Source organism: Streptomyces sp. CA-249302, from assembly GCF_050936785.1.
Lineage (GTDB): Bacteria > Actinomycetota > Actinomycetes > Streptomycetales > Streptomycetaceae > Streptomyces.
In genome coordinates this window covers 9,795,840-9,817,154 of record NZ_JBNJMG010000001.1, presented here as the reverse complement: position 1 = coordinate 9,817,154, position 21,315 = coordinate 9,795,840, and the positions used below count along the sequence as shown (strand labels likewise).

General features: G+C 70.2%; 18 protein-coding genes. 7 read left to right on the top strand and 11 right to left on the bottom strand.

The annotated features are described in order from the left end of the window. Window positions 1-3 precede the first annotated feature (3 nt). From ACQEWB_RS44285 to ACQEWB_RS44275, 3 genes are read right to left on the bottom strand one after another with little or no spacing between them, the layout of a single operon-like run. Window positions 4-1,029, bottom strand: a complete 1,026-nt coding sequence (locus ACQEWB_RS44285) for an ABC transporter permease (protein WP_432841604.1) — start codon at window positions 1,027-1,029, stop codon at window positions 4-6. Next, window positions 1,022-2,557 (bottom strand): sugar ABC transporter ATP-binding protein, encoded by a 1,536-nt coding sequence (locus tag ACQEWB_RS44280; protein WP_432841602.1) that lies wholly within the window; start codon window positions 2,555-2,557, stop codon window positions 1,022-1,024. The genes ACQEWB_RS44285 and ACQEWB_RS44280 overlap by 8 nt, the downstream gene beginning before the upstream one ends. Then, window positions 2,554-3,624: a sugar ABC transporter substrate-binding protein gene (locus ACQEWB_RS44275; protein ID WP_432841600.1), complete on the bottom strand. Its 1,071-nt coding sequence runs from the start codon at window positions 3,622-3,624 to the stop codon at window positions 2,554-2,556. Before ACQEWB_RS44275 ends, ACQEWB_RS44280 begins: the two co-directional genes overlap by 4 nt. A gap of 165 nt (window positions 3,625-3,789) precedes the next feature. Here ACQEWB_RS44275 and ACQEWB_RS44270 point away from each other — a divergent pair, with 165 nt between their 5' ends. Next, window positions 3,790-4,491 carry a FadR/GntR family transcriptional regulator gene (locus ACQEWB_RS44270; RefSeq protein ID WP_432841598.1) on the top strand — a complete coding sequence of 234 codons (702 nt, stop codon included), beginning with the start codon at window positions 3,790-3,792 and terminating at the stop codon, window positions 4,489-4,491. Between the two features lie 36 nt (window positions 4,492-4,527). Here ACQEWB_RS44270 and ACQEWB_RS44265 read toward each other — a convergent pair whose 3' ends face one another. Further along, window positions 4,528-5,226 carry an SDR family NAD(P)-dependent oxidoreductase gene (locus ACQEWB_RS44265; RefSeq protein ID WP_432841596.1) on the bottom strand — a complete coding sequence of 233 codons (699 nt, stop codon included), beginning with the start codon at window positions 5,224-5,226 and terminating at the stop codon, window positions 4,528-4,530. A gap of 94 nt (window positions 5,227-5,320) precedes the next feature. Between ACQEWB_RS44265 and ACQEWB_RS44260 the strand changes: the two genes are divergently transcribed. After that, a complete protein-coding gene (locus ACQEWB_RS44260) occupies window positions 5,321-6,181 on the top strand; it encodes a helix-turn-helix transcriptional regulator (RefSeq protein ID WP_432841594.1) in 861 nt (286 codons plus the stop codon). Window positions 6,182-6,194: 13 nt separating this feature from the next. Here ACQEWB_RS44260 and ACQEWB_RS44255 read toward each other — a convergent pair whose 3' ends face one another. Genes ACQEWB_RS44255 through ACQEWB_RS44230 form a run of 6 tightly spaced genes read right to left on the bottom strand, consistent with a single transcriptional unit; the run spans window position 6,195 to window position 15,617 of the window. Next, window positions 6,195-9,215, bottom strand: coding sequence for an alpha-mannosidase (locus tag ACQEWB_RS44255; RefSeq protein ID WP_432841592.1), 3,021 nt, complete (start codon window positions 9,213-9,215; stop codon window positions 6,195-6,197). A 44-nt stretch (window positions 9,216-9,259) separates the two neighbouring features. Then, entirely contained in the window at window positions 9,260-11,278 is a 2,019-nt protein-coding gene (locus ACQEWB_RS44250; RefSeq protein WP_432841590.1) for an endo-beta-N-acetylglucosaminidase, read from the bottom strand. After that, window positions 11,275-12,531, bottom strand: coding sequence for a glycoside hydrolase 5 family protein (locus ACQEWB_RS44245; protein ID WP_432841588.1), 1,257 nt, complete (start codon window positions 12,529-12,531; stop codon window positions 11,275-11,277). The genes ACQEWB_RS44250 and ACQEWB_RS44245 overlap by 4 nt, the downstream gene beginning before the upstream one ends. A gap of 28 nt (window positions 12,532-12,559) precedes the next feature. After that, complete coding sequence (locus tag ACQEWB_RS44240) at window positions 12,560-13,390, bottom strand: carbohydrate ABC transporter permease (protein ID WP_432841586.1); 831 nt, start codon at window positions 13,388-13,390, stop codon at window positions 12,560-12,562. Next, window positions 13,387-14,319 (bottom strand): carbohydrate ABC transporter permease, encoded by a 933-nt coding sequence (locus tag ACQEWB_RS44235; RefSeq protein ID WP_432841584.1) that lies wholly within the window; start codon window positions 14,317-14,319, stop codon window positions 13,387-13,389. The genes ACQEWB_RS44240 and ACQEWB_RS44235 overlap by 4 nt, the downstream gene beginning before the upstream one ends. 8 nt (window positions 14,320-14,327) lie before the next feature. Further along, window positions 14,328-15,617, bottom strand: a complete 1,290-nt coding sequence (locus tag ACQEWB_RS44230) for an ABC transporter substrate-binding protein (RefSeq protein WP_432841582.1) — start codon at window positions 15,615-15,617, stop codon at window positions 14,328-14,330. Window positions 15,618-15,886: 269 nt separating this feature from the next. Here ACQEWB_RS44230 and ACQEWB_RS44225 point away from each other — a divergent pair, with 269 nt between their 5' ends. Further along, window positions 15,887-16,897 carry a LacI family DNA-binding transcriptional regulator gene (locus tag ACQEWB_RS44225; RefSeq protein WP_432844337.1) on the top strand — a complete coding sequence of 337 codons (1,011 nt, stop codon included), beginning with the start codon at window positions 15,887-15,889 and terminating at the stop codon, window positions 16,895-16,897. A gap of 21 nt (window positions 16,898-16,918) precedes the next feature. On the opposite strand, the gene ACQEWB_RS44220 is transcribed toward ACQEWB_RS44225, so the two are convergent. Continuing rightward, complete coding sequence (locus tag ACQEWB_RS44220) at window positions 16,919-18,001, bottom strand: aldo/keto reductase (protein WP_432841580.1); 1,083 nt, start codon at window positions 17,999-18,001, stop codon at window positions 16,919-16,921. Between the two features lie 159 nt (window positions 18,002-18,160). Here ACQEWB_RS44220 and ACQEWB_RS44215 point away from each other — a divergent pair, with 159 nt between their 5' ends. From ACQEWB_RS44215 to ACQEWB_RS44200, 4 genes are all read left to right on the top strand, one after another. Continuing rightward, entirely contained in the window at window positions 18,161-19,054 is an 894-nt protein-coding gene (locus tag ACQEWB_RS44215; protein ID WP_432841578.1) for an AraC family transcriptional regulator N-terminal domain-containing protein, read from the top strand. A 10-nt stretch (window positions 19,055-19,064) separates the two neighbouring features. After that, window positions 19,065-19,868 carry an SAM-dependent methyltransferase gene (locus tag ACQEWB_RS44210; protein ID WP_432841576.1) on the top strand — a complete coding sequence of 268 codons (804 nt, stop codon included), beginning with the start codon at window positions 19,065-19,067 and terminating at the stop codon, window positions 19,866-19,868. A 108-nt stretch (window positions 19,869-19,976) separates the two neighbouring features. Next, window positions 19,977-20,219 carry a DUF397 domain-containing protein gene (locus tag ACQEWB_RS44205; protein ID WP_432844335.1) on the top strand — a complete coding sequence of 81 codons (243 nt, stop codon included), beginning with the start codon at window positions 19,977-19,979 and terminating at the stop codon, window positions 20,217-20,219. Between the two features lie 161 nt (window positions 20,220-20,380). Further along, the gene (locus ACQEWB_RS44200; RefSeq protein WP_432841574.1) at window positions 20,381-21,286 is read left to right on the top strand and encodes a helix-turn-helix domain-containing protein; all 906 of its coding nucleotides are present in this window, start codon (window positions 20,381-20,383) and stop codon (window positions 21,284-21,286) included. Window positions 21,287-21,315: the final 29 nt, after the last annotated feature.

Genomic DNA, 21,315 nt, shown 5'->3' with positions numbered 1-21,315 from the left:
CCCCTAGTCCTGGGCGCGGCCTGTCGTCACACGGGCGATCATGAGGGCGACCAGGATGATTCCGCCGTAGATGGCGTCGATCCAGAACGACGGCACCTGGGCCATGGTGAGCATGGTCTTGACCACGCCGAGCAGCAGCACGCCGGTGAGGGCCCCGAACATGGTGCCCCGGCCGCCGTCGAGGCTGATGCCTCCGATGACGGCGGCGGCGAACACGGTGAAGATCATGTTCTGGCCCTGGTTGGCGCCGATCGCGCCGACGTAGCCGGTGTACATGAGGCCGCCGATCGAGGCGAGCACACCGGCGACGACGTAGACGCCGAGCCGTACCCGGTCGACGCGGATGCCGGCGGCGCGGGCCGCTTCCAGGTTGCCGCCGATCGCGTACAACGAGCGGCCCACGCGGTGGTACTTGAGGACCAGCCCGGCGACGGCGAACGCGGCGGCGGCGACCCAGACCGACAGCGGGATGCGCAGGAAGGTGGAGGTGGCGAGGGAGAAGAAGGAGTCCGGCATGCCGAAGAGGGTCTTGCCCTTGGTGGCGCCGACGAGAAGCCCGCGCAGGATGATCAGCATGGCCAGCGTGACGATGAACGCGTTGAGCTTCACCTTCACCACGAGGATGCCGTTGAAGGCACCGATGACCGCGCCGACGAGCGGGATGGCCAACAGGGCGAGCCCGGCGGGGAGTTCGGTGCCCCAGCCGGCCTGGGCGGCGGGCAGCACCAGGAGCGCCGCGACGGCCGGGGCGATGCCGACCACCGACTCCAGTGACAGGTCGAACTTGCCGGTGATGAGCACCAGTGACTCGGCGAGCACCACCATGGCGAGCGCGGCGGACGAGGCCAGGATGGAGATGAGCGTGTCCTGGGTGAAGAAGGAGTCGTTGAGCAGCGCACCCAGCAGAAGCAACAACAACAGGGCCGGTACGAGGGCCAGTTCGCGGGCCCTGCGCACCAGCACGGCCCGCGCCGACCGGGCGTCCGGCATGCTCACCGGCTTCACCGGCGGAGCCTTGGTGTCAGCCATGGTCCACTCCTTCGATGGAGGCGATCAGCTCGTGGTCGCGCCAGCCCGCCGGGTGCTCGGCGACGACGCGGCCGTGGAAGAGGACGAGGACGCGGTCGCAGCGCCTGAGGTCGTCGAGTTCGTCGGAGACGACCAGTACGGCGGTGCCGTCCTCGCGGGCGGTGTCCACGCGGGAGAGCAGGGACTCCTTGGACTTCACGTCGACGCCCGCGGTGGGGTTGATGAGGACGAGCAGGCGGGGGTCGGAGGCGAGGGCTCGGGCCATGACGACCTTCTGCGCGTTGCCGCCGGACAGGTCGGAGACCGGCTGCTCGGGGCCTTCGGTGTGGATGTCGAGGCGGTAGATCAGCTCGGTGGCGAAGCCGCGTCTGCGGTCGGTGCCGATGAAGCCGAAGCGGCCGAGCCGGTCGAGGACGCTCATGGTGGCGTTGTCGCCGATGGTCATGCCGGCGACCAGGCCCTGCTCGTGCCGGTCGCGCGGGACGCAGCCGACGCCGGCCTTGAGGGCGGCCTGCACATCGCCGAACGGCAGCCGCTCGCCGCCCAGTCGAGCGGTTCCGCCGGTCGGCGTGTGCAGCCCGGCGAAGGACTCGGCGAGCTCGATCTTGCCGCTGCCGCTGATGCCGGCGAGCCCGACGACCTCACCCTTGCGGACGGTGAGGTCGACGTCGTAGTAGGCGTCCGAGGTGAGGCCGCGCGCTTCGAGGAGCACCGGGGCGCCGTCGTCGACGAGCTTGCCCTGTACGGCCTGTTCGGCGATGGTCTCGATGGACTCCCCCGCCATGGCCTCCACCAGGGCCGCGCGCGGGAGTTCGGCCACGGGCGCCGTGACGATCCAGCGGGCGTCGCGCAGCACCGTCACGGTCTGGCAGACCTCGTACACCTCCTGGAGGTGGTGCGAGATGAACAGGAAGGTGACGCCGGAGTCCTGGAGTGCGCGCATACGGCTGAACAGCCGCTCGATCTCGCGGTTGTCGAGCTGGGCGGTCGGCTCGTCGAGGACGATGAAGCGGGCGCCGAAGCTCAACGCCCTCGCGATCTCCACCATTTGGCGGTCCTCGACCTTGAGGTCGGCGGTGCGCGCGTCCGGGTCGACGCGCACGTCCCAGGTGTCGAGGAGCTGAGCCGCCTCGCTCCTGAGCCGACGCCAGCTGATGAACCCGCGTTGCAGGGGCTGGCGGTTGATGAAGAGGTTCTCGGCGACCGTCAACTCGGGGACGACCGTGGGGTGTTGGTAGACGCAGGCCACCTTGCGGCGCCAGGCGTCGCGGTCGGCGAGCGGGGGCGCGGGCTCGCCGTCGAAGCGGACCGTGCCCTCGTCGGGCGCCTCCAGGCCGGTGAGGGTCCGCACCAGCGTCGACTTGCCGGCGCCGTTGCGGCCGACGAGGGCGTGGGACTCGCCCGCGAGCACGGTGAGCCGGCCGTCCGCGAGGGCGGTGGTGGGACCGTACCGCTTGACGACGTCCCGCGCCTCGACGAGCGGCACCACCGTGCCATGCTTGGCCAACTGGGTTTCCTGGACGCTCATTTGACCGTGTTGCCCCAGAGCTTGGGGTCGTCGACGTTGTCCTTGGTCACCAGCGGGGCGGGCAGCTGGTCCTCCAGGATGCCGCTGGACAGCTTGACGATCGTGGAGTCGTGGTCCGTCGGGCCGGGCTTGAAGGTCTTCCCCTCCATCGCCGCCTTGATGTAGTACATGCCGTACTTGGCGTAGGCGTCGGCGGGCTGGGAGACGGTCGCGTCGATCTGCCCCTTGCGGATCGCGTCGTACTCCTGCGGGATGCCGTCGTTGGAGACGATGACGATGTGGCCCTTCTGGCCCGCCGTCTTCAGCAGGTTCTTCGATTTGAGGGTCTGGAGGGTGGGGGCGAGGTAGACGCCGCCGGCCTGCATGTAGATGCCCTTGATGTCGGGGTTGGCGTTGAGCAGGGTGCCCAGCTGGGCGGCGGCCGTGTCGGACTCCCACTTGGCGGGGATCTCCAGGACCTTGAGCTTGGGGTACTTCTTCTTCACACAGTCCCGGAAGGCCTCCGAGCGGTCGCGGCCGTTGACCGAGGCGAGGTCGCCCATGATCTGCACGACCTTGCCGCTGGTGACGTGCGCGCCGAGGTAGTCGCAGGCCTTCGTGCCGTACGCCACGTTGTCGGCGCGTACGACCATCGCGACCTTGCCCTTGTCGGGCGCCACGTCGACGGCGACGACCGGGACACCCTTGCGGTCCGCCTGGTCCAGGCCGGCCTCGATGGCGGCGCTGTCCAGCGGGGCGACGACCAGGCCCTTCACGCCCTGGTTGAGCTGGTTGTTGATGTCGGTGATCTGCTGCGAGGGGTCGCTGTTGGAGTTGACCGTCTTCAGTGCGTCGACCCCCTCCGACTTGGCCATCTTCGGCACGTAGTCGTTGTACGACTGCCAGAACGGCGAGGTCAGCAGGGGCAGGATCACCCCGACCTTGCCGGTGCCGCCGCCTCCCGCGCTGCCGGAGCCGGTGTCCTTGGTGCTGCCGCACGCGGCCAGCGCGAGCGAGGCGCTCGCGGCCACGGCCACCGCGCCGATCATTCGAAACCTGTTCCGCTTCCCCACTGTCCTGCCGGGCATCTGGCGGCTCCTCGTTGAGCGTGTTCGAGCAGATGCCCGCATACTTATCAGACCACTCCGTCGGAACAACACCCTCCAGGCGCATATTTTCCCGGATTCCGGCCGTAGTGGTCCGACCACCTTGCCGGTTAGACTGCGGCGCACCCCGGTGAGTGGAGGAATGGCGTGGACGAGACAGCCCCGCAGAAGGGCACCGTGACGCAGCGCGCCATCGAGCAGATCAAGGCGATGATCGCGGGGGGCCGGCTGGAGCCGGGCCAGCGGCTGCCCACCGAGCGTGACCTCGCGGTCCAGCTGGGCATCTCCCGCAGTTCGATGCGGGAGGCGATCCGGGCGCTCACGGTGCTGGGCGTGCTGGAGGCGCGGCACGGTTCCGGGATCTACGTCACCCAGCTGGAGGCCGGCGATCTGCTGGAGACCTTCGGCGTGGTCGCCGACCTTTCGCGGGGCCCGCGTCTGGTGGAGCTCCTGGAGGTCCGGCGCATCCTGGAGTCGACGGCGACGGCCCTGGCGGCGGCCCGCATCACGCCGGACCAGCTGGCCGAGGTCGAGAAGCACCTCACGGCGATGAACGCCACCGACGACCCGGAGGAGATCCTCGCCCACGACCTCGCCTTCCACCGCGAGATCGCGACGGCCGCGGGCAACGAGACCATGGCCGCGATCCTGGACGGCCTGTCGTCACGGACCTTCCGTGCCCGGGTCTGGCGCGGCTACCAGGAGGAGGGCGCCTTCGCCCGCACCCGACGCGAGCACGCGGCGATCCACCGTGCGCTGGTGGCCCACGATCCGGAGGCGGCGCGGGCGGCGGCGGCCGCGCACGTGGGCGAGGTGGAGGAGTGGTTGCGGGCGCAACTCGGCGGGTGAGCCCGGGAGTTGCCTGGCTCGGCTCGACCGGCCGCCTCAGGACCAGGCTGTCTCTCCGAGCCGGTCGACAAAGCGCCCGGACCCGGCGCCCGGCTTCTCCGTCGCAAGGCCGACGATCGCGTCCGTGCCCTCGGTGACGGTCTGCGGACCGCTGTGGCCGTTGAGGTCCGTGGCCGTGTAGCCGGGATCCGCCGCGTTGACGCGGATGTCCGGGAGACCCTTGGCGTACTGGGTGGTCAGCATGGTGAGCGCCGCCTTCGAGGCGGTGTAGAGCGGCGCGACGACCTGGGACTCGGCCCGTGACGGGTCGTGGGTGTACGCCAGCGAGCCCATTCCGCTGCTGACGTTCACGATGGCCGGGTCCGGGGACCGGCGCAGCAGCGGCAGGAACGCGGTGGTCGTGCGGACCACGCCCGCGAGGTTGACGTCGAGGACGGCGAGGGCTTCGGCGCCGGTCAGGTCACTGGGATCGCCGGCCGGCCCGTGGATGCCCGCGTTGTTGATCAGGACGTCGATACGGCCCTCGTGCTCGGCGACGTTCGCGGCAGCGGCGGCGACGGACGCGTCGTCCGTGACGTCGATGGGGACGAAGCGCGCGCCCAGTGCGGCAGCGGCCTCCACTCCGTGTTCGGGCTCGCGGGCGCCGACCAGCACGGTGTGGCCGAGTCCGACGAGCCGGCGGGCGGTCTCGCGGCCGAGCCCCTTGTTCGCTCCGGTGATGAAGGTGATGGTCATGCGGTCCATGCTCGATCGCCCGTGACACCCGGGCCAGGGACGGCTCGACGGTAGGAAAAGCAGTACCACCCGCCCGCGCCGCCGGTGCAGGACGATGGACACCATGACGACCACACCCGGGGCCGAGCTGGGCGCGATGATCCGCACCTGGCGGGACCGGCTCCCTCCGTCGGCCGCCGCGCTGCCGGTCGGCCGGACCCGCCGCGCGGCCGGTCTGCGCCGCGAGGAGCTCGCCGAACTCGCGGGCGTGTCGGTCGACTACGTCGTACGCCTCGAACAGGGCCGGGCCACGACACCCTCCGCGCAGGTCGTGGCCTCCTTGGCCCGCGCCCTCCAGCTGTCCGGCGCCGAGCGCGACCACCTCTACCGGCTGGCCCGTCTCGCCCCGCCGGCGGACGGCACGATCTCCGGGCACATCACCCCCGGCGTCCAACGCGTCCTCAGCCGGCTCGCGGACGTCGCGGTCGCCGTGTTCGCGGCCGACTGGCAGCTGATCCGGTGGAACCGCGGCTGGTCCGCACTCCTGGGCGACCCCGGATCGTCACCACCCCACCTGCGCAACTTCGCCCGCGACAGGTTCCCGCTGGACGAGGGCCCACCCCGGCTGGCCCTGTGGCCGGTGACCGAGCTCGACCCGGACACCACCGACGCCGCCGTCGTCTCCGACCTGCGCCGGGCCACCGGCCGCTTCCCGCACGACACCCGCCTGGCCGAACTCGTCCGCCAACTGGGCGCGGGCAACCGGCGGTTCGCCGACCTGTGGGCGAGCGGCACCGTGTCCGCCCACCGCGAGGACCACAAGACGATCGAGCACCCCTCGGTGGGACCGGTCACGGTGGACTGCGACGTCCTGACCGACGGCGACTCCGAACTCAAGATCGTCGTCATGAGTGCCACGCCCGGCAGCGCGGACGAGACGAAACTCCGCCTCGCCGCGCTCGCCGGCACACCATGACGTCGGGTACGCGCTACGCCCGCCGCAGCCGCAGCGTCACCAACTCGAAGGGCCTCAGTCGTACGGCGATGCGGTTGCCGTCGCGCTCCGGCGCGGCCGACTCGGTCCATGGGCGCTCCAGCAGGTCGGTGACCGTGGCATCGGCCACCTCGAACCCCGCGGTGAGCACCGCCTTGACCCGCGCGCCGTGCGCTTCGTGGAAGCGGACCACTACGTCCCCGCTGCCGTCGTCCGCGAGCTTCAACGCCGTTACCACGACGGCTTCCTGATCGACTGTCACCAGCGGAGTGACCTCGTCGGCGCCGGTGATCCGTCGTTCGGGGAGGTTGATCCGCCATCCCTCCCGCACCGCGTCCCCGATCCCCGCGCCCGCCACCAGGGCATGCCGGAAGCGGTGAACGCCCTGGTCGGTCTCGGGGTCCGGGAAACGCGGGGCGCGCAGCAGCGACACCCGCACGGTCGTCGTCGTACCGCGATCGCCGTCCGTGCGCACCGCGCGTGTCACGTCGTGCCCGTACGTCGAGTCGTTGACGACCGCGACACCCCAGCCGGGTTCCTCGACGTGGACGAAGCGGTGGTTGCAGGCCTCGAACTTGGCCGCCTCCCAGGAGGTGTTGGTGTGCGTGGGCCGGTGGAAGTGCCCGAACTGGGTCTCGGACGCGTACCGTTCGGCGTGCACGTCGAGCGGGAAGGCGAGCTTGAGGAACTTCTCCGTCTCGTGCCAGTCCACCTCCGTGTCGAACACCAGCCGCCGCTCCTCCGGCGGCAGCGACAGCACCTGCGTGACCCGTGACGCGCCGAAGGAACGGACGATCCGCACCGAGGCTCCGTCCTCGCCGGCGGTCACCTCGTCGGCGTCCGTCAGGTCGGTGACGGTGTTGCGGTAGAACTGGTCGACGTCCCAGGCGTCCCACATGTTCGGGAAGTCCGGGTGCAGTTGGAACAGGTTGGCGCCGCGCCCCGGGGCGATCGTCTCGCGGTCGGCCGCGATGTCGTAGGCGGACACGACGAGGCCGTGCTCGTCGATCTCCACCCTCAGCAGGCTGTTGTGCAGCACGAACCCGCCGCCCGCGCGCGGCACCAGGGCCGTCTCGCCCTCGACGACCGAGGTGCCCGCACCGCCCGCCGCCACCCCACCCCGTGCGTGTGGCGCCGAGTTGAAGACGAGGGGCGTGGATCCCTGGCCCGCGAGGGCGTGTTGGGCCGCGTCGATGATGGCGTTCAGCTCTGCGGCGAGGCGCTCGTAGGTCGCGCGCGCCTCTCGGTGCACCCATGCGATGGACGAACCCGGCAGGATGTCGTGGAACTGATGGAGCAGCACCGTCTTCCAGATGCGGTCCAACTCCTCGTACGGATAAGGGAATCCGGTGCGTACGGCGGCCGTCGCCGCCCACAGCTCGGCCTCGCGCAGGAGGTGTTCGCTGCGGCGGTTGCCCTGCTTGGTCTTCGCCTGGCTGGTGAGGGTGGCGCGGTGGAGTTCGAGGTAGAGCTCGCCGACCCAGACGGGCGGTTCGGGGTATTCGGCCTGGGCCTTCTCGAAGAACTCCTTCGGGGTCTCCCAGGCGACGGTGGCCGAGCCCTCCAGGTCCCGCAGCCGGGCCGCCTTGGCGACCATCTCGCGGGTCGTGCCGCCGCCTCCGTCGCCCCAGCCGGTGGGGGCGAGGGAGTGCCGGGCCACGCCCTTGTCCTTGAAGTTGTTCGCCGCGTGGGCGATCTCGCTCCCTTTCATGGAGCAGTTGTAGGTGTCGACGGGCGGGAAGTGCGTGAAGATCCGGGTGCCGTCGATGCCCTCCCAACGGAAGGTGTGGTGCGGGAACTTGTTCGTCTGGGACCAGGAGATCTTCTGGGTCAGCAGCCACTTGGAGCCCGCCGCCCGGATGATCTGCGGGAGCCCGGCGGCGAAGCCGAAGGTGTCCGGGAGCCAGGCCTCGTCGTTCTCGATGCCGAACTCGTCGATGAAGAACCGCTTCCCGTACACGAACTGACGGGCCATCGCCTCCGAGCCCGGCATGTTCGTGTCCGACTCCACCCACATCCCGCCGGCCGGCACGAACCGCCCGTCCGCCACCGCCTTCTTCACCCGCGTCCACACCTCGGGCCGGTATTCCTTCACCCACGCCCACTGCTGGGCCTGGGACATGGCGAACACGAACTCCGGCTCGTCTTCGAGGAGTGCGGTCATGTTGGAGGTCGTACGCGCCACCTTGCGGACCGTCTCGCGCAACGGCCACAGCCACGCCGAGTCGATGTGCGCATGGCCGACGGCGCTGATGCGGTGCGCGGAGGGGACGGCGGGCGCGGACAGGACGCCCGCGAGGTGTGAACGGGCCGCGTCCGCGGTGCCGTTGACGTTCTGGAGGTCGACCGCGTCCAGCGCGCGCTCCACCGCGCGCAGGACGTCCCACCTCCGCGCCGACTCCACGGGCAGCTCGGCCATCAGCTCGCCGAGCACCTCCAGGTCGATCACCAGCTGCCAGACGGACTCGTCGAAGACGGCGAGGTCCATGCGGGTGAGCGTGTACTGCGGGTCGTCGCCGGCGGTCTCCTTGTCGCCCAACTGCGTCGGCAGGAAGGGGTGGTAGTCGAGGATGACCGGATTGGAGGCGGCCTCGACGTGCAGACGCACCTCCTCGCCGCCTTCGACGGGCGCGCCGATCCGTACCCACTGGTTGCGCGGGTTGAGGCCCTTCACCGGGGTGCCGTCGGGCCGGTAGACCAGGCCCTCGCACTGGAAGCCGGGCATGTTCTCGTCGAAGCCGAGGTCGAGGATCGCCTCGACGGTCTTCCCGGCCCACGCCTCGGGAACCGTCCCGGTCACCCGGAACCAGCTGGTCCCCCAAGGAGCACCCCATCGCGCACCGACCGCGATCGGCTCGGGCTCGGCCGCCAGCCCCTCCTCGACCGGCACCGGCTCACCGGGCGCATGCCACACCGCCACCTCCAGCGGCACGGACTCCGGGTACACGGCGGGACGGATGCGCTCGTCGAGAACGCGCTTGAGACGGCCTTCGACCAGGCTGCGGTCGTCATGCATGCGGGGTGCTCCAAGGCTGGGGGCGGGCGGTTGCCAACGGGCGATTACCAGGTGTGGGTCACGGTGACGGGATCCGACGAGTCGTACAGCTCCCCCACGGAACGCAGTTCGAACCGCGCCGCCTGCTCCCCCTGTTCGGGCTGGAGACCGGCGACGAAATACGCCTGCTGGCAGGTGCCGCCGAGGAAGCGGCGGGTGCCGTCGGGGAGGAGGCGGTGCAGTTCGTAGTGGCGGACGGGGCCGGGGGCCGCGCTCCAGGCGAAACGGAGGTCGCCGCCGGTGGCGGCGGTGATGCGGGGGTCCGTGGGTGGTGCTGGGGTCTCGGGAGACAGTGCTATGTCACATACCACCAGCCCACCGAGCCGCCACCGCACCGGCCCATCCGTCGCCGTAAGCCGAACCCCCAGCCCATGCACACTCCCGGACACCCCCGTGAGCGGCACGGTCACCGTCTCCCACTGGTTGCCCGAGTTCACGGGCAGATAGGTGTACGACGGTGTCGCACCCGGTGCACTCGGTTCGGCGGTGGCCACGGCCAGCTCGACGTTCACGCTCCCCTCATCCGTCCGGTGGGTGAGCTCGACGACCGTGTTCGCACCGATCGGCAGCTGTGTCGCGTACAGCTCCACGACGGCCGGTTGATCGAGTTCACCGTCGACCAGCACACTGCTGCCGCCCCGCCACGCGTCCGCGAAGTCGAAGGAGACAGCCGGCCGCTCCCCGTCCGTGCGGACCGCCCACTGCCGGGAGGGCAGCCGGTCCTGGAGACCGAGGTGGTTCCACGGCGCGTCCGAGGTGACCGCCCCGTCCTCGTACCATCGCAGCCCGTGCCCCGTGTTGAACACGCTCCCGAACGGCAGCGAGCCGACCGTCGACCGATCCGCCACGGACACGGCGGGCGCCCGCCAGGGATCACTCGCATCCGGCGCCGAGGGATCCAGCGACCGCCCGGTCCAGAACCGGTCGTCGGCGGCATGGAAGTCGCCCGGAGTCCGCGTGGAGGGCAGGTGATTGCGCGTCCACTCCGGCCGGTAGAAGCCGATCGACGCGACATGGGCCCTGCCGCTGCCGCTCGGCACGATCGCGTCCCAACTCACGCTCGTGTTCGATCCGTTGGACTCGACGTCGACGCCCGCCCACAACTCGTAGCGGCTGCGCCCCAGTTGATCAGCCTTCGTGCCGGACGAGGCGAGCGTGCTCGCGCTCCACCGGAAGTCGACGAACATGTCGTCGGCCGCCTGGAAGAACGCCTGGTTCTGGTTGTTGAGCGCCCCCTGCCAGCTCACGCTCCCGTTCACGGTCATCGCGTCGTACCAGGTCACCCGCTGTCCCCGCGCGACGGCCAGCGACTTCAACTCCTTGACGAAGCCCAGCATGTCGGCGCCCAGCGCGGCGTTCCCGCCCCCGGTCTCGGCGTTCACGAACCACCCGTCGAACCCGTACGCGGCCGCCACCGCGACCAGTTGAGCGGCGAGCGGGTAGTGCCCGGCGGAGTCCTTCTGCACCAGGTCCCGCGTCCACTGCAACTGCCCGCCGTAAGCGGTGGGCGGCAGGAAGATGTTCCCGAGGACCGGCACCCCGTGCCGATGGGCGGCGTCGACGATGGGCGCGTTCGGAGCGAGGATCAGCCCCTCCCCCGACGAACCGCCCCAGAACACCAGCTCGTCCACGTACGACCAGTGCGTGGGCGCGTAGTAGTCGGCGGTCGTCGAACCCTGCGACGGATTGCCGGAGGTCGGCCCGAAGGAGACCAGCGACTGGATGCGGGCCTGTCCGGAACGGGCGGTGGTGTTGACCGGGGTCGGCGTGAAGCGGGGGGCGAGCGGCACGGCCGCGGCGTTGAAGGCGAGGTCCGCGTCTCCCGCCGCTGTCCAGGACTTCAGACTGCGCCAGGTGATACCGGTGCCGGGGGTGCCGGACGGCAGCGAGTCCGGGTACCAGTACGAGGCGTACGGCGGAGTGGCGGTGGCGTCGGCCTTCGGAGCCGCCGCGAAGGCGGGCAGCGGCGGCAGAAAGGCCGCTGCCGCGCCGGCGAGCAGGACGGTGCGTCTGGTGGGGTTCACGAGCTGGTGCCTCCTTGTGGGGTGGGGAGTACCTGATCGGGAGTGACGACTTCGGTGATGCCGCGGGCGGCGAGGTGGCCCTTGTCGTCGGCGCGCGTGTCCAGAACGGTCGTGGGCCGGGCTCCGTCGGCGACCAGCCGGAAGTAGGCGTCGAAGACCGGGCCGCCGGGCGCGCAGCGGGACCGCGCCGCCGGATCGTCCGGCACGATCAGCGCGGTGGTGCGGGGTGCGGGCGGGCCGTACGTGCGCGCCGCCGCCTCCGCCAGCGTCCGGGCCGTGTCCTTCGGGCGCCGGTCGTTGGTCAACAGGCCCAGCCCGTACTCGAGTTCGGGGAAGTCGGCCAGCTCCCGCGACACGTCGTGCGAGCACCACCACGTCACGCCCCACAGGTCCGGGCAGTCCAGGGCGTTCGCGACGGTCGCCGCTGTGAAGGCGGCGGCGTGCTCGGGCGGAATGAGGGGCGCGGGCGCGCCGACCTCCTGGAGCCAGACGGGCCGGTGTGGGTCGTCGGACCAGGCCTTGCTCAGTTCGACGAGATAGGCGGCGTGGTGTTCGGTCGGGACGGAGGTACGGCCGTGCCGCTGGGCGGTGCCGTTGAAGACCCAGGAGTGTACGGCGGTGACCGTGCCGTGGCGGGCCGCCTGGGCCGGGGTGAACGGCATGTCGTCCTGGTACCAGGTCGCGTCGTACTCGGCGTGCAGGTGCAGTCTGCCGGGGGAGCCCTCCTCGCAGGCGGCCAGCATGCGCTCCAGCCACGCGTCGATCTGCGCCTCGGTCGCCCGGTCGGGGTCGGGATGCGGGCCCGCCGAGAACTGGTTGACCTCGTTGCCGAGGGTCATGCCGAGGAAGTTGGGCCGGTCGGCCAGGGCGGCGGCGAGCGTGCGCAGGTAGGTCGCCTGGCCCTCGATCACCTCCGGGTCGGTGAAGAGGTTCCGTCGGTGCCAGGTCCGGGTCCAGGCCGGCAGGTAGTCGAAGCTGCTCAAGTGCCCTTGCAGACCGTCGACGTTGACGTCGAGACCGCGCTCGGCGGCCGCGTCGACCAGCGCCACGAGCTGCTCGACGGCCCGCGGCCGGATCAGTGTCCGGTTGGGCTGGAAGTAAGGCCACAGCGGGAAGACCCGGATGTGGTCGAGGCCGAGCGCGGTGATCGAGTCGAGGTCGGCGCGTACGGAGTCGAGGTCGAAGTCGAGCCAGTGGTGGAACCACCCTTCGCTGGGGGTGTAGTTGACGCCGAAGCGCACGGCAGAAGGCATGCGGTGTCCTTGGACTCGTAGACGTCGGTCAGCCTTTGACCGCTCCCTCGCCCACCCCGCGGAAGAAGTACCGCTGAAGACAGGCGAAGAGCGCGATCAGCGGTGCCACGGCGATGACCGTGCCCGCGGCGACGAGGCGTTCGTCGTTGGCGAAGGTGCCGTGCAGATAGTTGAGGCCGATGGTCAGGGTGAACTTGGACGGGTCGCTCAGCACGATCAGCGGCCAGAGGAAGTCGTCCCAGGCGCCCATGAAGGCGAAGATCGCGACGACGGCGACGGTCCCCCGCACCGAGGGCAGTGCGATGCGCAGGAACCGCTGCCAGACGTTGGCACCGTCGACGTAGGCCGCCTCCTCGATCTCGTAGGGCAGGTTGAGGAAGGCGTTGCGCATCAGGAGCACGTTCATGGCGCCGATGCACCCGGGCAGGACGACCCCGATGAGGGTGTTGTTGAGGCCGAGCTCCCGCATGGTCGTGAACTGGGCGATGATGATGCCCTCCACGGGCACGAGCATCGCCAGGATGAAGACCAGGGTGGCCACGCGGCGGCCGCGGTAGCGCAGCCGGGCCAGGGCGTAGCCGGCGAGGGCCGAACCGACGCAGTTGGTGACGACGTTGCCGGTGGCGACCTTCAGGGAGTTGAAGGCGTAGTCCCAGACCGGGATGGTGTCGGCGACCCGTTCGTAGTTGTGCAGGGTGGGATGGCTGGGCAGGAACTTGGGCGGCGAGCTGAAGATGTCCTCGGTCGGGCCCTTGAGCGAAGTCGACAGCTGCCAGAGGAAGGGGCCGACGGTCAGGGCGAGTACGGCGAGCAACAGGGCGTACCGCAGGACCAGTTCCCGTACCCGGACCGCCGTCATGACTCGCCCCTCCGGTCGGTCCGCAGCACCAGCAGCATCAGCGCGACGGTGACGACGAAGACGACCACGGAGATCGCGGACGCGTAGCCGACCCGTCCGGTCAGCCCCGTGCCGGTGCGCTGGACGAGCATCACGAGCGTGGTGTCCTCGCCCGCGGGGCCGCCGCTCGGGCCGGCCATCAGGTACACCTCGGAGAACACCTTGAAGGCGGCCACCGACGACAGCGCGCCCACCAGTGCCATGGTCGAGCGGACGGCGGGCACCGTGACGGTGACGAACCGGCGCACCGCGCCCGCCCCGTCGACCGCCGCGGCCTCGTGCAGCTCACGCGGCACGTTCGCCAGCGCCGCCAGGTAAATGATCATGTAGTAGCCGAGGCCCTTCCAGACCGTCACGGCCATGGCGCTCAGCAGGAGCAGCCACTGGTCGCTGAGGAAGCCGACCCGGCCGACGCCGACCGTCTCCAACAGGGAGTTGATCAGGCCGCGTTCGTCCAGCAGCCACACCCAGATCAGCCCGACCACGACGATCGAGGCGACGACCGGGGTGTAGAAGGCGGCCCGGAAGAAGGTGATGCCGGGGATGTTCTTCTGCACCAGCAGCGCAAGCAGCAGCGGCAGGATCACCAGGGCCGGGACGACCCCGAGGACGTACAGCGTGCTGTTGCGCAGCCCGATCCAGAACATGTCGTCGTGCAGCAGCTCGCGGAAGTTGGCGAGCCCCACGAACTCGCCCGGGATCAGGGTCCGGCGGTCGGTGAAGGCGTTCACCAGCGTGGAGCCGAACGGGTACAGGATGAACACGCCGGTGATCAGCAGCCCTGGAGCGGCGAACAGCCAGGGACTGGTGGGCAGTTGGCGCCGGACGCGCTGCACGCGTCCGGCGCTCGCGGTGCGCCGCACCCCGGTGACGGTGGACGACGAGGCCATCTCCGTACCTAACCCTGCTGCCGGAGCAGCGTGTCGCACTGCTTGACAGCGTTGTCGAGAGCCGCCTTGGGGCTCTCCTTGCCCTGCAACGCCTTCGCCACCTCGTTGCGCAGTGCGGTCTTCATCTGCTCGCTGAACAGCACGGGCGTGTAATTGACCGCGCTCTTCAGGGACTTGGCGGCGGCGATCCGCACCCGCGTGACGTCGGTGCCGTCCTCCTTGGTGAAGTACGGGTCGTCCAGTGATCCGGCGGTGCTCGGGAAGATGGCGACCTTCTTCGCGAAGGACATCTGGTGCTCGGCGTCGGTGACGAAGTGCGCGAAGGCGACCGAGGCCGGGGTGTGCTTGGTCTTGGAGTTGACCATCACGCCCATCACGTACATGTTGACGTGACCGGTGCTGGTGATCTGGTCGGTGATGCCGATATTCTTGTACAGGTTCGGCGCCTGCTTCTTGAAGTTGTCCAGGTCGAGGGCGCTGCCGGGGTTCATGGCGACGGCCTCGGTCAGGAACTTCTTGCCGGAGGACTCGGGCGTGGCGGTGAGCGCCTGCGGGTCGAGGGCCTTGGCGTCGTACAACTCCTTGTACTTCGTGAGGAGTTCGACGCCCTTCGCGTCGTTGAAGGCGAAGGCGGTGCCCTCCTTGTTCATGAGCTCGACGCCGTAGCGGCCGAAGTCCTCGACGGTGGGGACGTTGGCGAGGGTGGCGACCTTGCCGTCGCTCTTCTTCGCCAGCTGGAGTGCGTCGGCGAAGAGGTCGTCGTACGTCTTCGGCGGCTGGTCGGGGTCGAGGCCGGCCTTCTCGAACAGGGACTTGTTGTAGAAGAGCGGCCCGGTGTTGAGGTACCAGGGGAAGGCGTAGGTGCCGGTCATGCCCGGTATCCGGTGGCTGGCCCAGGCCCCGGCCAGGTACTCCTTCCTGTACTTGGCCGCCGCCTTGTCGAGGTCGAGCGCGAGGCCGGCCTTGGCCAGCGGGGCGACGAGGTCCGGGGATACGTTGACGACGTCGGGGAGGGTGCCGCCGGCCGCGTCGGCGCTGATCTTGTCGGCGTAGCCCTCGGCGGGCTGGTCGATCCACTTGACGTGGGTGTCCGGGTACTTCTTCTCGAACTCGGCGATGACGCCCTCGAAGTAGTCCTTGAAGTTGGCGCGCAGGTTCCAGGTCTGGAACGTGATGTCGCCCTCGACCTTGCCGGAGGCGTCGGTCGAGCCGCCGCCGTCGCTCCCGGAGCCGCAGGCGCTCAGCGGCAGGACGAGACAGACGGCAGCGGCGGCGAAGGTTCTACGGGTTACGGGCACGACGGAACGGCCTCCTTGTGCAACGGAGTTGATGCAGTGGAGTTGGCCAACGACGCAGACCCTGCACGCCGTTTCGGCGGCCCGTCAATGGCACCGGCCGAGCTAATTTCATTAGTTGCTAATGCGTATTAGGTTCTTGCAGCTGAACCGCATTAGTGCGTACGCTCCCGGAACCCGAACCGGAATCTGCCCGCAATCCGACCTGGAATCCACTGGACGAATGGGGAATCACCGTGTCAGGCAAGCGGTCGCCCGTGCGTCGGCCGACGATGAAGGACATCGCGCGGCACGCCGGGGTCTCGCAGAGCGCGGTCTCCTTCGCGCTCAACGGCCGTCCGGGCGTCTCCGAGGAGACCCGCGACCGCGTCCACCGGGTCGCCGAGCAGCTGGGCTGGCGGCCCAGCACGGCCGCGCGCCAGCTGTCCGGGGAGGGCGCGGCGACGGTCGGCTTCGTGCTGGCCCGGCCCGCCGACACCCTCGGCGTGGACTCGTTCTTCCTCCAACTCGTCTCCGGCATCCAGGAGGTGCTGTCGGAACGCCATCTGGGCCTGCTCTTCCAGGTGGTGGAGGACATCGCCGACGAGTGCGCGGTCTACCGGCGCTGGTGGGCCGAGCACCGGGTCGACGGCGTCCTGGTCGTCGACCCCCGCACCGACGACCCGCGCCCCGACCTGCTCGACGAACTCGGCCTGCCTGCCGTGGTGATCGGCGGCGCGCCCGACGAACGCCACCCCGGTCTGTCGACGGTCTGGGCGGACGACGCGGGCGCGATGGCCTCCGTGGTCGACGAGTTGTACGCGCTCGGCCACCGCCGGCTCGTGCACATCGCCGGCCTGCCGGGGCTGGCCCACACCGAACGCCGTATCCGAACCCTGCGCGCCGAGGCCGGCCGACGCGGGCTCACCGAGGTGGAGTCGGTGACCACCAACTACTCGGACGCGGAGGCCGCCGCCGTGACCCGCCGGGTGCTGGAGCGCCCCGCGCCGCCGACCGCGCTGATCTACGACAACGACGTGATGGCCGTGGCCGGCGTCGCCACCGCGACCGAGCTGGGCTTCGCGGTCCCGGCCGAGGTGTCGGTGCTGGCCTGGGAGGACTCGGCCCTGTGCCGCATGGTCAAGCCGTGGCTGTCCGCGCTGTCCCGGGACAGCATGGAGTTCGGGCGTACGGCGGCCAGGGAGCTGACCGCGCTGCTTGACGGCGGCCCGGCGCGGACCGTACGGGTGCCGGTGCCGCGGGTGATCGTGCGGGACAGCACGGGGCCGGCGCGCGGCGCCTGAGCCGAAGGCCTCCACCCACGCTCAGTACCGCACCGCGCTCTCCACCAGCGGCGGGTACACCGCGCTCGTCTCGCCGTCCACCGTCGCGCCCGCGTACTTCAGCATCGGACCGAACCTGCGGTTGAGGTCGTACGGGAAGTTCAGGCTCGGCACCGACACCTCGTCCAGCGTCGCCGTCTGCTCGGGCGTGAGCCGTACGTCGAGGCCGGCGAGGTTGGCCTCCAGGTGGTCCAGGGTGCGCGGGCCGATGATGGTGGAGCTGACGCCGGGACGGTTCTGGACCCAGGACAGCGCCACGGCCGCCGGGCTCGCGCCGACCTCCTCGGCGACGGCGGCCAGCGCCTCGATCACCGTGAACTGGGCGTCGGTCGGCTGCCCGAGCACGGCCGACCGCCTGGCGTCGGCGGGACCGGCCTGGTCCCGGCGGTACTTGCCCGACAGATAGCCGTTCTTCAACGGGCTCCACGGCAGCACGCCCATCCCGGCGTCCTGCGCGAGCGGGATCAACTCGCCCTCGATGGTGCGCTCCAGCAGGGAGTACTCCATCTGCAGCGCGGTCACCGGGGTCCAGCCGCGCAACAGGGCCATGGTGTGGGCCTTGGCGGTGAACCAGCCGGGCGTGTCGGAGAAGCCGACGTACCGGATCCTGCCCGCGGTCACCAGGTCGTCCAGAGTCCGCAGGGTCTCCTCGACCGGGGTGGCCCAGTCGTAGTTGTGCAGCCAGTACAGGTCGACGTAGTCGGTCCGCAGCCGTCGTAGCGACTCCTCCAGCTGCCCGATGATCGCCTTGCGGCCGGCGCCGCCGCCGTTGGGGTCGCCGGGGTGGAGGTTGCCGTAGAACTTGGTGGCCAGGACCAGACGGTCGCGCAGGCCGGGGCGGGCGGTGAGGAAGTCGCCGAGGATCGCCTCGGAGTGGCCGTTGGTGTAGAAGTTCGCGGTGTCGAGGAAGTTTCCGCCGCGGTCGAGGTAGGCCTGGAGGATCTTCTCGGACTCCTCGACACCGCAGCCGAAGCCGCCGTCCTCGCCGAAGTTCATCGCGCCGAGGCAGAAGGGGCTGACCTTGAGTCCGGACCGGCCGAGGCCGACGTACGAGTCGAGTGCCATGAAGTGCTCCTTCGGGGATTCGCTGGAAAGGTGACTCTTCGAGAAAACCAGCCTGACCAGGGCAAGTGTTAGTGCGATCCCACCGGCCTCTTGCACGATCCTGTCGTTTTTGCGCGCCCGCCGATTGCGCGGAGTCCGTCCGCCGTCTTCAATCGGAGGATGTCCCTTGCCGAGCTGCGCACCCTGATCGCCCGGCATGCGGGGCGGCCCACCGCCGCCGTCGACTGGCTGAGGCTGTCCGCACAGGACCGCCCCACCCCGCCGCAGGCCGGGATCGCCGATCCCGTGGTGGCGCTCGTCGCGCAGGGGTCGAAGCGGCTCGTGCTGGGGGACCGCGTCTACGACTACGGGGCCGGCCGGTATCTGGTCGTGCCGCTGGGGCTGCCGGTCACCGGGCAGGTCACACACGCGAGTTCGGAGCGACCGATGCTCGGGGCGGGGATCGCGCTGCGGCCCGCCGCGGTCGCCTCGCTGCTGCTGGAGACGGGCTCGGGGCGCGGTGGCAGGGGTGCGGCGCCGGGGCTGACGGTGTGCGACGCGCCCGTCGAGCTGATCGACGCCTTCGTGCGCATGATCCGGCTGCTCGAAACGCCCGCGGACGCGCCGGTGCTCGCGCCGATGATCGAACGGGAGATCCTCTGGCGGCTGGTCAACGGCCCGCAGGGCGCACTGGTCCGGCAGATCGGGCTGGCCGACAGCCGCGTCACCCAGATCGGGCATGCCCTGCGCTGGATCCGCGACCACTACACGGAGGCGCTGCGCGTCGAGGACCTCGCCCGGATGTCCGGGATGAGCCTGTCCCCGTTCCACCGGCACTTCCGCGCGCTGACCACGATGACGCCGATCCAGTACCAGAAGCAGATCCGGCTCCAGGAGGCCCGGCTGCTGCTGATGAGCAGCACCGAGGACGTGTCGGCCATCGGTTTCGCCGTCGGGTACGACAGCGCCTCCCAGTTCAGCCGCGAGTACCGCCGCCACTTCGGGCTGCCGCCGGGGCAGGACGCCGTACGCTTGCGGGCCGAACGGCCGGACACCGCGCCGCAGTTCATGTGACGCTTTGCCCATGACTTCCGAAGACCCGCTGGCCGACCGGCTACAGCTCGACCAGCCCCACTCCGCGCGTGTGTGGAACTTCCTGCTCGGCGGCAAGGACAACTACGCCGCCGACCGCCAGGCCGGCGAGATGATCCTCCAGATGTTCCCGGACATCGCCCTGCTCGCCCGGCTCCAACGGCGCTTCCTCGTAAGGGCCGTGCGCTATCTGGCCGCCGACGCGGGCATACGCCAGTTCCTGGACATCGGCACCGGCCTGCCCACCGTCGACAACACCCACGAGGTCGCCCAGCGGGTCGCGCCCGACAGCCGCATCGTGTACGTCGACAACGACCCGCTGGTGCTGGTGCACGCGCAGGCGCTGCTCACGAGCACCCCGGAGGGCGCCTGCGACTACCTCGACGCCGATGTGCGCGACCCGGAACGGATCCTCCAGGCGGCCGCGGAGACACTGGACTTCGGCAAGCCGGTGGCGCTGACCATGCTCGGCATCCTGGGCCAGATCCCGGACTCCGACGACCCCTGGGCCCTGGTGGCGCGCTACCTCGAAGGCCTGCCCCCGGGCAGCTACCTCGCGCTGGCCGACGGCACCGACACCAACGAGGCACTCAACCAGGCCATTTCGGTGTACAACGCCAACTCGGCCAGCTCCTACCACCTGCGCGGACCCGACCGGATCGCGGCCTACTTCGACGGGCTCGACCTCGTCGAACCCGGCATCGTCCCCACCTCGCAGTGGCACCCCGAGCCGGTCGACGTGGGCCGCTCCCCCTCCGACGTGGACGCGATCTGCGGTATCGGCCGCAAGGACTGAAAAACGCAATTACCGCTGCAATTGCAGATGATCTTGGTAGTCTCGGTTTCACGGCAACGGCAGTGTCTGTCATGCGAGTTGATCCCGAAGAGGCCACAGATGCAGCAGGTGCAGCAGGTGCGCAACGGCATGTCGGCGACTGAGCTGTCCGGAGCGGACTGGCACAAGAGCCACCACAGCAACCCGGAGGGCAACTGCGTGGAGCTGGCGGCGCTCCCGGACGGCAGCGTCGCCGTGCGCAACTCCCGTCACCCCGAAGGTCCGGCACTCGTCTACACCGGCGCCGAGATCTCCGCCTTCGTCCGCGGTGTGAAGGACGGCGACTTCGACGGCCTACTCCCCGGCTGCTGAGGTCAGGCACACCCGCGGACCGCCGGAGGGCGCCGGTCACAGGCCGTCGCCTTCCGGCATTTTCACACCCCGCTGCGGTACGACTCCCCGGTGCTACTCTCCTGTCGAGTCCCGACATCATTCAGCGGGAGCCGGTGCGGCGGCGGTCCGAGGGGATGACCATGACGGCAGCTCGTCCACAACCCATCACCCCGGGTGCCGGGTTCGTCGGCCTCGGGCACGGCGGCCCGACCGTGCAGCGCATCATGCTGGGCACCAGGCTGCGCCGGCTGCGCGAGTCCCTCGACATCAGCCGCGAGACGGCCGCCTCCTCGATACGCGCCTCCGACGCCAAACTCTGCCGCATGGAGTTGGGCCGCGTCGGCTTCAAGGTCCGTGACGTGGCGGACCTGTTGACCTTGTACGGCGTCCAGGACCCGGACGTACGACAGGAGTTGCTGGACTCGGTACGGCGGGCCAACGCGCCCGGCTGGTGGCGGGCGTACGGCGACGCCTTCCCGAGCTGGTTCGAGCAGCATCTGGGGCTGGAGGAGGCCGCCTCCCTCATCCGTACCTACGAAGTCCAGTTCGTGCCGGGCCTGTTGCAGACCGCCGCCTACGCCGAGGCCGTCATCCGGCTCGGCCACGCCATCACCGCTCCTGAGACGGTCCAGCGCCGTGTCGAGCTGCGGATGACCCGGCAGGCACTGCTCTCCCGCCCCGACGCGCCGAAGCTGTGGGTCGTGGTGGACGAGGCGGCACTGCGCCGCCCGCTCGGCGGCACCGAGGTGATGCGCGAACAGCTGAGGCATCTCGTCGAGACGGCCGCGCTGCCGAACGTGACCCTCCAGGTGCTGCCCTTCCACGTCGGCGGCCACGCGGCGGCCGGCGGCCCGATCACGGTGCTGCGCTTCCCGGTGCCCGACCTGCCGGACATCGTCTACCTGGAGCAGCTCTCCAGCGCGCTGTACCTGGACAAGCCGGAAGAGGTCGACCACTACCTCGCGGTCATGGACCGGCTGAGCCTGGTGGCGCTGTCGGCCGTGGACTCGGTGGCCTTCCTGGAGCAGGTCCTCGCCGAGACCTGAACCCCTCCCGCAGCGGTCCGGCGGCTATC